Annotated in this window: 18 protein-coding genes and 1 riboswitch; of the genes, 2 read left to right on the forward strand and 16 right to left on the reverse strand. The window is 42.7% G+C overall.

Annotation, left to right across the window (positions count from 1 at the left end; translation table 11 throughout):
- Positions 1-55 precede the first annotated feature (55 nt).
- From rluB to scpA, 7 genes are all read right to left on the reverse strand, one after another.
- Positions 56-790 carry a 23S rRNA pseudouridine(2605) synthase RluB gene (gene rluB / locus MKY50_RS11805; protein WP_004398815.1) on the reverse strand — a complete coding sequence of 245 codons (735 nt, stop codon included), beginning with the start codon at positions 788-790 and terminating at the stop codon, positions 56-58.
- A 91-nt stretch (positions 791-881) separates the two neighbouring features.
- Positions 882-1418, reverse strand: coding sequence for a spore maturation protein SpmB (spmB, locus tag MKY50_RS11810; RefSeq protein WP_003230509.1), 537 nt, complete (start codon positions 1416-1418; stop codon positions 882-884).
- 4 nt (positions 1419-1422) lie between these two features.
- Complete coding sequence (spmA, locus tag MKY50_RS11815; protein WP_004398980.1) at positions 1423-2013, reverse strand: spore maturation protein SpmA; 591 nt, start codon at positions 2011-2013, stop codon at positions 1423-1425.
- Positions 2001-3149, reverse strand: coding sequence for a D-alanyl-D-alanine carboxypeptidase DacB (gene dacB, locus MKY50_RS11820; protein ID WP_014480157.1), 1149 nt, complete (start codon positions 3147-3149; stop codon positions 2001-2003). Before dacB ends, spmA begins: the two co-directional genes overlap by 13 nt.
- A 122-nt stretch (positions 3150-3271) precedes the next feature.
- A complete protein-coding gene (locus MKY50_RS11825; RefSeq protein ID WP_256682858.1) occupies positions 3272-3811 on the reverse strand; it encodes a YpuI family protein in 540 nt (179 codons plus the stop codon).
- Positions 3812-3865: 54 nt separating this feature from the next.
- A complete protein-coding gene (gene scpB / locus MKY50_RS11830; RefSeq protein WP_003223904.1) occupies positions 3866-4459 on the reverse strand; it encodes an SMC-Scp complex subunit ScpB in 594 nt (197 codons plus the stop codon).
- A complete protein-coding gene (scpA, locus tag MKY50_RS11835) occupies positions 4449-5204 on the reverse strand; it encodes a segregation/condensation protein A (protein WP_015714192.1) in 756 nt (251 codons plus the stop codon). The genes scpB and scpA overlap by 11 nt, the downstream gene beginning before the upstream one ends.
- 280 nt (positions 5205-5484) lie before the next feature.
- Between scpA and MKY50_RS11840 the strand changes: the two genes are divergently transcribed.
- A complete protein-coding gene (locus MKY50_RS11840) occupies positions 5485-6009 on the forward strand; it encodes a DUF309 domain-containing protein (RefSeq protein WP_076458070.1) in 525 nt (174 codons plus the stop codon).
- Between the two features lie 13 nt (positions 6010-6022).
- Here the strand turns inward: MKY50_RS11840 and ribT are convergent, their stop codons facing one another.
- From ribT to sipS, 7 genes are all read right to left on the reverse strand, one after another.
- Complete coding sequence (ribT, locus tag MKY50_RS11845) at positions 6023-6397, reverse strand: GNAT family N-acetyltransferase RibT (RefSeq protein WP_003223910.1); 375 nt, start codon at positions 6395-6397, stop codon at positions 6023-6025.
- A 112-nt stretch (positions 6398-6509) separates the two neighbouring features.
- Positions 6510-6974, reverse strand: a complete 465-nt coding sequence (ribH, locus tag MKY50_RS11850) for a 6,7-dimethyl-8-ribityllumazine synthase (protein ID WP_003223915.1) — start codon at positions 6972-6974, stop codon at positions 6510-6512.
- 32 nt (positions 6975-7006) lie between these two features.
- A complete protein-coding gene (locus MKY50_RS11855) occupies positions 7007-8203 on the reverse strand; it encodes a bifunctional 3,4-dihydroxy-2-butanone-4-phosphate synthase/GTP cyclohydrolase II (RefSeq protein WP_003230496.1) in 1197 nt (398 codons plus the stop codon).
- Positions 8204-8217: 14 nt separating this feature from the next.
- Complete coding sequence (gene ribE / locus MKY50_RS11860) at positions 8218-8865, reverse strand: riboflavin synthase subunit alpha (RefSeq protein ID WP_014480161.1); 648 nt, start codon at positions 8863-8865, stop codon at positions 8218-8220.
- Between the two features lie 10 nt (positions 8866-8875).
- Entirely contained in the window at positions 8876-9961 is a 1086-nt protein-coding gene (gene ribD / locus MKY50_RS11865) for a bifunctional diaminohydroxyphosphoribosylaminopyrimidine deaminase/5-amino-6-(5-phosphoribosylamino)uracil reductase RibD (RefSeq protein ID WP_004398763.1), read from the reverse strand.
- A 129-nt stretch (positions 9962-10090) separates the two neighbouring features.
- Positions 10091-10235, reverse strand: a riboswitch (FMN riboswitch).
- A gap of 119 nt (positions 10236-10354) precedes the next feature.
- Positions 10355-10699, reverse strand: a complete 345-nt coding sequence (locus MKY50_RS11870) for a hypothetical protein (RefSeq protein WP_003230488.1) — start codon at positions 10697-10699, stop codon at positions 10355-10357.
- 232 nt (positions 10700-10931) lie between these two features.
- Positions 10932-11483: a signal peptidase I sipS gene (sipS, locus tag MKY50_RS11875; RefSeq protein WP_116316572.1), complete on the reverse strand. Its 552-nt coding sequence runs from the start codon at positions 11481-11483 to the stop codon at positions 10932-10934.
- Positions 11484-11739: 256 nt separating this feature from the next.
- Here sipS and MKY50_RS11880 point away from each other — a divergent pair, with 256 nt between their 5' ends.
- Positions 11740-11976, forward strand: coding sequence for a hypothetical protein (locus tag MKY50_RS11880; RefSeq protein WP_116316571.1), 237 nt, complete (start codon positions 11740-11742; stop codon positions 11974-11976).
- Here the strand turns inward: MKY50_RS11880 and MKY50_RS11885 are convergent.
- The gene (locus MKY50_RS11885; protein WP_003230483.1) at positions 11919-12125 is read right to left on the reverse strand and encodes a zinc ribbon domain-containing protein; all 207 of its coding nucleotides are present in this window, start codon (positions 12123-12125) and stop codon (positions 11919-11921) included. The genes MKY50_RS11880 and MKY50_RS11885 overlap by 58 nt on opposite strands.
- Positions 12126-12248: 123 nt before the next feature.
- Complete coding sequence (locus tag MKY50_RS11890) at positions 12249-12425, reverse strand: lipid A 1-phosphatase (protein WP_445662043.1); 177 nt, start codon at positions 12423-12425, stop codon at positions 12249-12251.
- Positions 12426-12490: the final 65 nt, after the last annotated feature.

The following is a 12490-nucleotide window of genomic DNA, read 5'->3' on the forward strand; positions in this document are numbered from 1 at the left end:
TTATATCATTGCACGTTCATTTCACATTTCTTACTTTTTGAAGGTTATGTGAAATTTAGAAAGCGTTTTTACCGTGATCCGCCAGTGCTCTGAGCCTTTTTACTTCGTGGGGCGTAAGCTCTCTGGCATCGCCCGTGTGCAGGCCTCGCAGGTTTAAAAACGCGTATTCCTCACGCTTCAGCTTGATTACCTCATGTCCGATCGCTTCAAACATGCGGCGCACCTGTCTGTTGCGTCCCTCATGGATCGTCAGCTGAATAATGCTTGTCTGCTTTTTCTTATCCAAAGACAGCAGCTTCGCTTTAGCAGGCGCTGTTTTGCCTTCTTCCAGCCTAATTCCGCGCTCCAGCTTTCTGAGCAGCTCTTTAGGCGGGATTCCTTTCACCTTCGCCACGTATGTTTTGTCTATTTCATACTTAGGGTGCATCAGCTTATTGGCGAATTCACCGTCATTGGTTAAAAGCAAAAGACCGCTCGTATCATAGTCCAGACGCCCAATCGGATAAATGCGCTGCGGAATATTTTTAAAAAAGTCCGTCACCACTTTGCGTCCTTTATCATCTTGCGCTGCGGAAATAACGCCTCTTGGTTTATATAAGAGAAAGTAAACCGGCTCTTCGCGTTCAACCTTTAACCCGTTTACCTCAATCTGATCAGAACCGGTGACCTTAACACCTAGCTCTGTTACTACTTTGCCATTCACCTTTACTTTTCCTTCTTTAATCAGCTCTTCTGCCTTTCTGCGCGACGCAACTCCGGCATGAGCAATCACTTTTTGCAGTCTTTCCATGTCTTTCACCTCAAGTATTATCTTACTTTTTTCAACCTTAACAAACAAGCTTTTTCAAATTCCTATGCCAAATCTAAAAAAAACGCCGTTTTCAGGCGCTCCCAAATAATAACGTAACGATGATGATAGATGCAACTACGCCGATTAAATCTGCAAGAAGTCCCACCTTTAATGCATCACCCATTTTTTTAATGCCGACTGCTCCGAAATACACAGTCAGTACGTAAAGCGTTGTATCTGTAGATCCCTGCATGACGGAAGCCAGCCTGCCGATAAAGGAATCGGGCCCGTATACTGCAATTAAATCGGTCGTCATTCCGAGAGCGGCCGTACCGGAGATCGGGCGGATCAGAGCAAGCGGCACTACTTCAGCAGGAATGCCGATAGCGGAGAAAGCCGGTTTTAAAAGATCCATTATAAAATCAAGCGCGCCTGATGATCTGAAAACAGTTATAGCGACAAGCATTCCGACTAAATAGGGGATAATGGAAAAGGCAATTTCTATCCCCTCTTTCCCGCCTTCGACAAACGATTCATATGTCGGAACCTTTTTGATCGTTCCATAAAGAAGAATTCCGGCAATAATGATTGGAATCATGGCTAAAGACAGCCAGTTGATGATTTCCATCCGCTCACCTTCCCTTCTTTTTGCGGCGGTAATAAAAATACCGATCAATGATAATGGCACCGATTCCGGAAATAAGCGTTGCCAAAATGCTTGGCCCGACGATATCTGTCGGCGTTTTGGAGGAATAAGCCATTCGGACAGCGATCACCGTTGTCGGGATGAGTGTGATGCAGGACGTATTAACAGCTAAAAAAGTAATCATTGACCGGCTTGCTTCCGATCGGTTTCCATTCAGCTTTTTCATTTGTTCCATTGCTTTAATGCCAAGCGGAGTTGCTGCATTTCCGAGGCCGAAGAAATTCGCCATAAGATTAGATAAAATATAGCCCATCGCCGGGTGATCCGGCGGTATATCAGGGAACAGTTTAGATATAAAAGGCCTGCACATCCGGCTGAAAATATCCAAAAGACCTGACTGCTCGGCGATTTTCATTAAGCCAAGCCAGAAAACAAGCACGCTCATCAATCCAAATGAAATCGTAATCGCTTCTTTCGCACCCTTAAACACAGCTTCATTTACATCTTGCAGAGTTCCGTTGCACATCGCAAAAACGAGTCCGATCACGGTTAAACTGACCCAAATTATATTGACCATTTTGCTCCGCCTGCCGCATTCAGAAAGATTGATTTAAACGTTTCAAAAAATTGTTTCTTCGGTTTTTGATGCCGCTCATTTTCATAATAGATCGGCACTTTTGCGATGGTTGCATCGTTGAACATGATCTCCATGTGCCCTACGATGTCAGGGATTTTCGAGGCATCTTTTTCCCATGCTTTTTTCGGCTTGAGCAGTGTGGTATTAATTTTCACATCTTCTTTTTCCTCTTCAGTCAGCAAATAGGTGATATCACGTTTGATAAAAGCCTTCGATTCATAAAATGTGCCTTTCAGCTTTGGAATATCCCCTTTTTTTGCAATTAAATAGGTTTGATAATGCTCAAACACATAGTTAAACATCTTCATATGGTCATCCCAATCATTAGGGTCATTAATGGTGACGGCTATCAGGTCAATGCCGTCCTTTGAAGCCGTAGAGACCAGTGTCCGTTTTGCAAGTTTTGTATAGCCTGTTTTTCCTCCTGTGCTGTACGGATATAGCATGGTCAGAAGTTTATTTTTGTTTTTCCATACGCTTTCCATCGTTTCCGCTTTGTATATTTTTGTGCCTGAAATCTTTTGATAGTCTTTCAGCTTCATAGCATACTTAGTTAAAATGGCCATGTCATAGGCTGTTGAATAATGATTTTCATGGTCGTCCAATCCGTGCGGGTTTTGAAAACGGGTGTTTTTCATACCAAGCTGCTCGGCTTTTTGATTCATCATATAAACAAACCCATCGAGGCTCCCACCGACATGCTCAGCAATCGCGACAGCGGCGTCGTTTCCTGATCTTAGCATCAGGCCATACACAAGATCTTTTAGCTTCACTTTTTGACCTTCTGTTAAATAAATGGCGGAGCCTTCTGTTCTGACAGCATTTGCCGAAACCGTCACCGTTTGATCCATTTTGCCGGATTCGATGGCGAGGACGGCGGTCATAATTTTTGTGATGCTCGCGATCCGCCTTTTTTGATGCTCATCCTTGGCATATAACACTCTGCCTGACGCACCGTCAATAATGATTGCGCTTTTTGCACTGACATCTATAGCAGCATGTGCTGTATTCACATTTACGGTTGCAATTAGAAAAGAAATCATGATCACGAATACTGCTTTTTTGAAAATGCGCATGTTTGCTCACGTCCTTGTGGTGGTTTGTACAAGTTTATGCGCATGTCCATCAGTTATGAATAACAATTATATTTCTGGAAGCAAACATAAAAAAACTCTCCCTGAAAAAGGGAGAGTAAACGTTATCTGATTGGCGCCATGCTTGATCCGGACGCTTCGTAATGAGCCAGCTCTTCCCTCATCTTCAGAAAGGTCGCGCTCAACGGCAATAATAATTGCTCAAGCGACGCAGGAACAGCATGATAAAACTCAATTGCGCTGACCCCAGTATAAGACGCCCGGCTATTTTCACACCACGTGTCTTTTTTCGGCATAAAGAACTCTTCAATGCATTGGTGATACACATTATAAAGTGTTTTTTCCGCTCTGGCTTCCTGAAAAGGCTCCTGCATCAGGAGACGGCGGCACGCTTCTGCGCCTCCTTCACAAAATACTGCCATTCTTCTCAGAGTGCTCAGCACATCACAGCAGTATCCTTTTTCAATAGGTAATTCAGCCTGTAAGGACTCAAGTGTCGTTTGATTTAGGTAATCGTTCACGGTATTGACAACCATTGATAAGAATTCGCCTGTTTTTTGAGTCTGCGCTCGCACAATCGAATGTCCCATTTCGTTTGGTATCTTCCCCTCATGTATTTGTCTCTCACATTTTGCTTCTTTCATGATAGCTTCTTCCTTATATCTTATGATGATGAAAAAGCGCGATTCATTAAACTTCTATTTTATATCTTCGAAAGTTTGGTTAAAGTTTTCAAAAAATAAATCTGCTTCTTCTTGAAGAACGTCTTCTTCCGCATTTTCAGGCAGCGGCGGAAGCTCGTCCAGCGTTTTCAGACCGAATTGTTCAAGAAAAGTCGGCGTAGTACCGTATAAAATGGCCCGCCCCGGACCATCGGCACGCCCTACTTCACACAATAGCGCCTTCGCGACAAGACTGTGTAAAATCCGCTCTGATTTTACTCCTCTGATTTCTTCAATTTCTGCTCTCGTAATTGGCTGTTTGTATGAAACAATGGCCAGTACTTCTAAAGATGCTTGAGAAAGGCCCTTTGACGGCACTTCAATCAGTTTTTTCAAGTAAGGCGCAAAGTCTTTTTTGGTAGAGAGCATGTACGTATCTGCATACTCAATAAGTTCAATCCCTCGTGTATCTCCGCGGTATTCGTCCGCCACATCCGCCATGATCGTGTTCAGTTCAGGCTCTTCGATTTCAAGCACTGTTAACAGCTGCTTTTTTGTAAGCCCTTCATCGCCTGCCGCATAAAGAAGGGCTTCCACAATAGCTTTCCAATTCACGATATCAAGCCCCATGAATGGATTCACTCCCCGTAATGTAAATATCTGAAAAATTGTGCTCCTGTTCAATGAGGACCAGCTGATTTTTCATCAGCTCGAGAACAGCTAGAAAGGTCACTACTAAATGTTCTTTTTGCTCATATGGAAACAGATCCATAAAGTTGATTCTCGTTCCTCTAGATTTCAAGCTGTGCACGATTTCGTTCATTCTGGCTTCGATTGGTATGTCCTGTCTTGTAATTGTTGTTTCCATCGGCCTGTTTATTTTTTTGCGTTTCAGCACTTTTTGAAAAGCTCCGATCATATCATAGACCGTGACAGAGAGCTTTTGCTCAGACTGTTTTACTTCTTTTGCATATTCACTCAAATCACTCGGCGGTTTCGTGAACGATTTTTGTCTTTCTTCTTCCCGTTCTTTTAATTCCTTCGCCGCATCTTTATATTTTCGATACTCAATCAGCTTTTCAATCAGTTCCTCCCGCGGATCTTCTTCTTCAAGCAATTCATCTTCAAAAAGCTCCTCCTCTTGCTTTGGGAGCAGCATTCTGCTTTTAATGCTGAGCAGCGTGGCAGCCATAACCAAATACTCGCTGGCCATATCGAGCTCAAGCACACGCATCGTATGTACATATAATAAATATTGTTCAGTGATCTTCGCCACAGGTATATCATATATGTCAATTTCAAGACGATTGATTAAATGAAGCAGCAGGTCCAATGGGCCCTCAAACGTATCAATTTTCACTTGATATTCTTCCATCATCTCACCATTTTCAAGTATCACTCTCATTGCCGGAAAAACTGGCTACCCTATAGTATAAGCCACCAAAAAGCTCTCGTCCAATACTATTTCATTTCCTGTTTTGAACAAGTTTGTGCAGAATATTCAAAACACGAGAGGTGTTTGCTCGGAGCGCAGAAGCGGGAGAAAAAGCCTTAGCTTCTGGTTTTCCTTTCTAAGAAGCAATAGAGGCCGAGCGTTCTTTTTTCCTTTTATCCCTTCTATGGTACACTAAAAGCACATTAAAGGAGGAAACACCTTGTATCCGAAAGCTTATATAGAGTATCTCGTTGAGTTTCACGCGACACGGGATTATTTTGAATGCCATGAAATATTAGAAGAATTCTGGAAGGAAGACCCGCCAAAGAAACGAAAACGCTATTGGGTGGGCTTTATTCAGCTTGCAGTGGCTTTATATCATCACAGAAGGCAGAATACAGCCGGGGCAAAAAGACTGATGGCGAACAGCATCCGGATTCTTCAAGCAGAACACCGGGCAGTCGAAGACTTAGGGCTTGATCATGGCCGTTTGCTCGAACTTATGCAATCGGTTTACGAACAAATTGAAACGGGCTCTGCCTATAAAAGCATTATGCTGCCAATCAAAGATAAGAAACTGGAGGAAGCATGCAGGATCGAATGCAGGAAAAAAAAGTATACATGGGGGCAGCCCAGTGCACTCAGCAACATATTTCTGATCGACAAACACCGTTTGCGGGATCGGACTGACGTCATCCGTGAACGTGAAAAAGAAATAGAACGCAGAAAAAAAAGCAGAGACTGATCACAGCCTCTGCTTAATTATTGTATGAAATGTCTTGATCCTGCTGACCTTGACAACGTTCGAAAAAGCTCTGCGTTAATTCATTTGGAACCAGTACTTGCGTTTTGAATAAATGCTTTAAAGCATCCATCATCTGTTTTCCGATTCCTTGATGGCGATGAGAAGGATTCACACTGATATGCCGGATCTCAACCTCAGAATCCTTTTTTTCGACTCCGATTGCTCCAACGATATCCTCGTCCTCTTTCCAAAGAAAGAGCTGGCGGTCTGTATCCGTTTCGTAGTCCTTAATTGTCTGCTGAAGCTGCTTAAGGTCTTTTTCATTCGGCATAAACGAAAGAAGCCCCATCGCAATCTTTTCAAACGATTTTTTATAACGAATTAACATAAAAACCCCTCTATATCCAAAATGTCCAGTCTGCTATTAACGGATACGAATAGGTGATCCGTTTTCTCACATTATATCATTTTCGCCATATTTTTAAACTGTTTTCAGCAAATTATTCAAATGAGCGGTTTAAATTTGCCATTTCAATGGCAGAAACAGCACAATCTACACCTTTGTTGCCCGCTTTTGTGCCGGCACGCTCGATAGCCTGTTCGATGTTTTCAGTTGTTACAATTCCAAAGATGACAGGTACACCAGTAGTGTTTGCTGCTTGCGCGATGCCTTTTGCAGCTTCATTGCAGACATAATCGTAATGTGTCGTCGCGCCTCTGATGACAGTGCCCAATGTGATAATAGCATCATATTTTTTTGTTTCCGCCATTTTTTTCGCAGCAAACGGTATTTCAAATGCGCCTGGAACCCAAGCCACATCAATGTCATTTGTGTCTACGCCATGTCTGAGCAGCGCATCTTCTGCTCCGCTCAGCAGCTTGCTCGTAATAAAATCATTAAATCTTCCTACTACGATTCCGATTTTAAGACCTGTACCAACTAAATTTCCTTGTATGATATTCATATGATTCCCATCCTTTTTTGTGATATTTGTGATTAGAAATGAAGTAAATGACCTAGCTTGTTCATTTTGGTTTGCAAATATTTTTTATTGTGTTCTTTCGCCTCCATTTGAAGCGGCACTCTTTCTGAAATACTGAGTCCGTAGCCTTCAAGGCCTGCGATTTTTCGCGGATTATTCGTCAAAAGCTTCATATTCCGGACACCGAGGTCGCGTAAAATTTGTGCTCCGATGCCATAGTTGCGAAGATCCGGCAAGAATCCAAGCGCCTCATTGGCTTCTACGGTGTCATAGCCTTGTTCCTGAAGCTTATAAGCTTTTAATTTATTGATTAAACCGATGCCTCGTCCTTCTTGGCGCAAGTACAGAAGCACTCCACGGCCTTCTGCGGCAATTTGGTTCAGCGCAGCGTGCAGCTGCGGTCCACAATCACAGCGATGAGAGCCAAACACGTCACCTGTGAGACATTCTGAATGTACCCGGACCAATACCGGTTCTTCTCCGAACGGCACCTCTCCCATCACAAATGCGACATGCTCTTTTCCATCTACCTCATTTGTGTATCCATAAACCTTAAATGTCCCAAAATCAGTAGGCAGCGTAATGTCAACTTCACGCTCGACAAGTGTTGTCAGATTGTAACGGTATTGAATCAAATCCTTAATGGTGATCATTTTTAATTGATGCTTTTTCGCAATTTCAATGAGCTCAGGCACTCTCGCCATCGTTCCGTCTTCATTCATAATTTCACAAATGACGCCGGCTCCTGGAGATCCGCAGGCTTCAGCAAGATCAACAGCAGCTTCTGTATGGCCCGCTCTTTTCAGGACACCTCCTTTTTTCGCAATCAGCGGAAAAATGTGCCCCGGACGCTGAAAATCAGATGGCACGGATTTGCTGTCCAGCAATGCTTGAACGGTAAAAGATCTTTCTTGAGCGCTGATACCTGTCTTCGTTTCACGATGGTCTATGCTTACGGTAAATGCAGTGTGGTGAGAGTCTGTATTATGCTCAACCATAGGGTGAAGATCAAGCCTGTCTGCGATTTCCTCACTGAGCGGCGTGCAGATCAGTCCTCTCCCATGTGTCGCCATAAAGTTAATGACTTCCGGCGTTGCATGCTCGGCAAGAGCCACAAAGTCTCCTTCATTTTCTCTGTCTTCATCATCTACAACGATGATGACTTCGCCTTTTTTTAAAGCGTCCAGTGCTTCTTCTATCGGATGAAACATGCAAATCTTCCTCTCTAAAAGCCGTTTTCGCTTAAGAAGGCTTTTGTAATGGTTTGTTGGGTCTTATTTTCATTGGCTTTATGCAAAAATCGATACATATATTTTCCGATCATATCGCATTCGATATTCACTTTAGAGCCGATCGTTTTTTCTGAAAAGATCGTTTCGCTGATCGTATGCGGTATTAAGGAGATCGTCACTGTGTCTTCTGTCAGGCCGAATATGGTTAAGCTCACGCCATCCACAGTAATTGATCCCTTTAAAACCAATGTTTTTGTTAATGACGGGTCCATTTTTAAATCATAGTAAACTGCGTTGCTTTTCTCTTCAATTCGTGTGATTTCCGCAGTTCCGTCGACATGGCCTGAGACGAAATGGCCTCCGAAACGGCCGTTTGCCGCCATTGCTCTTTCCAGATTTACTTTGCTTCCTTTTGTTAAATCATTCAGTGACGTAGCTTTGACTGTTTCAGGCATAACATCCACTGTGAATTGATTTTTTGTAAAATCAGTGACAGTCAGACAAATGCCGTTCACTGCAATGCTGTCGCCAAGATGAACATCCTCTAAAATCTTTGAGCATTTAATTGTTAAGGCCATTGAATGCCCTGCTTTTTTCATGGATTCGATTGTGCCTGTTTCTTCGATAATTCCTGTAAACATGGTCACCATCCTATTCCTTTGTCGGTTTTGCCGTCAGTTTGATATCACGGCCGATTTGGGTTATATCAGTGAATTGTAATAAGGGGACATCTTTCATTGATTGAAAACCTTCACCGGAGATTAAGCTGGGAGCATGCGTTCCTCCGATTAGTTTAGGGGCAAAATAGAAGATGATTTCTTGAAAACAGCCTTCTTTGACAAAGCTTCCGTGAACAGCTGAACCGCCTTCCACATACACCGACATGATGCCTTCTTCCGCTAGGATCTTCAAAACATCAGGAATTTGAATGCGCTCGGTTTCAAGTGTAAATATGTTCACTCCGAAAGCTGAAAGCCGTTTTTTCTTTTCCTCGTCTGCGCGTGCCGTCGTAAAAATCCATGTCGGCGCTATTTGATCGCAAATCACTTTAGCGTCCTCAGGAATCGAGAGTACGGTATCAAGTATGACCCGAACCGGCTGTTTTGTTACATTCGGCAGTCTGCAGGTTAAGCTCGGATTGTCGGCTTTCACTGTGCCAACTCCGACTAAAATGCTTTGGTGTGTTTTCCTGTATTGCTGAGCATCCTGTCTTGCAGCCTCTGACGTGATCCATTTGCTGTCACCCGTGCTGGTAGCTATCTTGCCGTCAAGGCTGGCAGCCGCTTTTAGCGTGACGTACGGAAGGCCTGTCCTCATAAAGTGCAGAAATTTTTCATTCAGCCTCTCCGCCTGGTCTGCCAGGATGCCTTCCCTTACCTCAATGCCAGCTTCTTTCATCATGCTGATCCCTCTTCCAGCCACAAGCGGATTAGGATCTCTCATCGCCACGAACACTCTTTTGATACCAGAGTTGATAATCAATTCTGCACATGGCGGTGTTTTTCCGTAATGGCTGCACGGTTCGAGTGTAACGTAAATGTCGGCACCCTCTGCATGTGCTCCAGCCATATGGATGGCATGAACTTCTGCATGAGCTTCACCATATTTTAAATGGGCGCCCATTCCGACAATTTGTCCGTCCTTTACGACAACAGCGCCGACGAGCGGATTGGATTCGGTCTGTCCTTCGCCCTGCTTCGCAAGATCTAAGGCCAGCTTCATATAATACTCTTCCATTTGTTTCCCTCCCCTCTTTTGTTATTTACCGTCAAAAAAGCCCCGAATTTATAAAAAATTCGGGGCTTTAGGTATTTTACGCAATAGGAAATAACACTATGCATTTTTAAACATTTTGCATAGCGGCTCATCATCCTTCTCCCATCCAGACTTTCACTGTCGGCTTCAGCTTAAACTGAATCCACCGCGTGCTTATGCACACGGGTCACGGGCTCTAAAGCAAATGTGCTTTACTACCGCCGGTCGGGATTTCCACCCTGCCCCGAAGGATACAATCTTTATTCATTTGTCCTTATTGGCTATTATAGCGATCCTTTTTAAAGTACGCAATGAAATAAACTTACAATTTGAGAAAAACAAAACATCACCCTTCGATCCGAAAGGTGATGTTTTTTAATCATTCACTTTTGCAACCTTGATTAATCCGTCGATCCGCTTTGATTTGCTGAAGTATGCCTTAATCTTGTCACCTTCTTTTATATCAGATAAATCCTGATTTAATTTTTTTCCGTTGAAGATGATTTTCGTTCCGTTTTCTGCTACTCCATGATACTCTGAGCCGTCAATTTTCGTCACTTTATATTCCTGGATGGTGTATTCCTCTTCTTCCGAGGACAAGGTTTGTCCAATTGCTGTCGGAACATCCTTCAGCTCAACGTCATTTATGTACATATAACCGCCTGCAAGTAAAAGCAAAAGCACTAACAGAATGGTAATCTTGGTTTTTATTCTTCCCATTTCTAAACCTCCAGCCAATATGAATCTATTCATTCATATGAGTTATTCCTTTTTTTCATGAATAAAAAACCGTAAATTCTCGTAAATTATTAATATAACGATGCATAACGGGAATATGTTTCACATTTCTGCAAAAATTTCTTTTCTATAGATATACGAATTTATGTTCTGTTTTAAGGGGATGACCGCAAAAAAGATATAAAAAAGCAGCCTCTCGGGAAGCTGCTTGATCCTAATTTGTTTTGCGCATTTCGTTAAACGGGTAGAAAACAAACTTTGATGTACCCGCAATTTGTTTTTTCGTGAAGAGGCCAAGGCCGTTACGGCTGTCCATTGAATTGCGACGATTGTCACCCATCACAAAATACTTGTTATCAGGCACTTTAACCGGGCCGAAATCATCGGTCAAATGTTTACCATTCTGTTTCGCTCTCTTTTTATTAGCCGCCAAATAAGGCTCGTCCACCTTTTTCCCGTTGATATAGAGCTGGTCATTTTTCATCTCAACCGTATCGCCGGGAAGGCCGATAATACGTTTGACATAGTGAACATCATCTCCGTTTAACACGACAATGTCCCCTCTATCAAACTCGCCGATGTATTTGACTGTCATATTAACAAAGACCCTTTCACGATCGTGAAGTGTAGGATACATAGAGTCACCGTCAACGACATACGGCGCAAAAATAAAGTTGCGGATGAGCAAAGCAAGAACGACAGCAATCACAATTGCTTTTGCCCATTCTAATATTGATTTTTTCTTCGAAACATTTTCTGATTTCAACTGATTTCCTCCAATAAACAACGGTCTTCAATTTATGTTATCACGAATCGAAAAAAAATCCCATTAGGACCATTGAAGTGATTTTACAAACACATCTTCTACCCACATCATGCCTATTTTTCTTGTCGATCATAACTAAGCCTGCAAATATTGAAAGAAATGAATCGCATAATTCAGAAGCGATGGACTCAGAAGAAAGAGAGTTCTCATATGCTAAATCTTTAGATCGTATATAAGGCATGAGGTTACGAACAGTTTGTTCATTTACTGCATTCCATTGATCTCCCAGTCCATGATACCCATGGCACTTGACAAAACAATTCACGTCATGAAGGTTACTGGAATGTTTGCGGCAGCCTATTTCACAGGTGATAACCGCACCACGTTTTTTGCTTTCTTAATATGTTTAAAATCATTCAAGCTCGAAAACATGGATCAGCCTCCAAAAAATAAATCCAATATATTCCCGGCAGTTGAAGACTCTTTATTATAAAACTCTGAATATCCGCAGTTCTTACAGTAAACCACTAGAAATCGGTTATGCTGCACGTCAAACAGCTTTGATAATCCCGTGCCGGTTGTAGCTATTTCTTTTTGTCCGGCTTCAGTACTGCCGCATTTTATACAGCCTTTGTTGTCCATATCGCGATCTCCTTTTCATTACATCACGTTTGTTTGATTTATTTTACTACAAAATACCAATCCCAATGAACGGTACTACTTTAAAGTTTGCTTAATTTTGATCCCCCGTTCTTTACATACTAATTAGGTTCGGTTTCTCAGCTTGGTAAATCTTCTGGAGAAACGGAAAAGCTCCATGACCAAAACATTTAAACCCAGCCAAACACCGCCGAAGGCGCAACCCGCAGCAACATCGCTCGGATACTGCTCATTAAAGTACACACGGCTCAGCCCGATGAGGAATAAAACGATCCCAAACAAAAAAACGCAACAGTTTGCAGACGCGCCTTGTGAGAATGACGAACAAAAAGATAAGCGCAAAAACC

The sequence above is a fragment of the Bacillus sp. FSL R7-0685 genome, assembly GCF_038002425.1.
In the GTDB taxonomy this organism is placed as follows: Bacteria; Bacillota; Bacilli; order Bacillales; family Bacillaceae; genus Bacillus; species Bacillus subtilis.

Bases quoted from the DNA above. Each gene is read 5' to 3' on its own strand.
- ribT (WP_003223910.1), bottom strand. From the start codon at position 6,397: ATGTTAATTCGTTATAAAAAATCGTTTGAAAAGATTGCGATGGGGCTT.
- MKY50_RS11870 (WP_003230488.1), bottom strand. From the start codon at position 10,699: ATGGGAAGAATAAAAACCAAGATTACCATTCTGTTAGTGCTTTTGCTT.
- ribE (WP_014480161.1), bottom strand. From the start codon at position 8,865: ATGTTTACAGGAATTATCGAAGAAACAGGCACAATCGAATCCATGAAA.
- ribH (WP_003223915.1), bottom strand. From the start codon at position 6,974: ATGAATATCATACAAGGAAATTTAGTTGGTACAGGTCTTAAAATCGGA.
- spmA (WP_004398980.1), bottom strand. From the start codon at position 2,013: ATGGTCAATATAATTTGGGTCAGTTTAACCGTGATCGGACTCGTTTTT.
- dacB (WP_014480157.1), bottom strand. From the start codon at position 3,149: ATGCGCATTTTCAAAAAAGCAGTATTCGTGATCATGATTTCTTTTCTA.
- MKY50_RS11825 (WP_256682858.1), bottom strand. From the start codon at position 3,811: ATGAAAGAAGCAAAATGTGAGAGACAAATACATGAGGGGAAGATACCA.
- MKY50_RS11855 (WP_003230496.1), bottom strand. From the start codon at position 8,203: ATGTTTCATCCGATAGAAGAAGCACTGGACGCTTTAAAAAAAGGCGAA.
- MKY50_RS11885 (WP_003230483.1), bottom strand. From the start codon at position 12,125: ATGGACAACAAAGGCTGTATAAAATGCGGCAGTACTGAAGCCGGACAA.
- rluB (WP_004398815.1), bottom strand. From the start codon at position 790: ATGGAAAGACTGCAAAAAGTGATTGCTCATGCCGGAGTTGCGTCGCGC.
- scpB (WP_003223904.1), bottom strand. From the start codon at position 4,459: ATGGGGCTTGATATCGTGAATTGGAAAGCTATTGTGGAAGCCCTTCTT.
- spmB (WP_003230509.1), bottom strand. From the start codon at position 1,418: ATGGAAATCATCAACTGGCTGTCTTTAGCCATGATTCCAATCATTATT.
- ribD (WP_004398763.1), bottom strand. From the start codon at position 9,961: ATGGAAGAGTATTATATGAAGCTGGCCTTAGATCTTGCGAAGCAGGGC.
- scpA (WP_015714192.1), bottom strand. From the start codon at position 5,204: ATGGAAGAATATCAAGTGAAAATTGATACGTTTGAGGGCCCATTGGAC.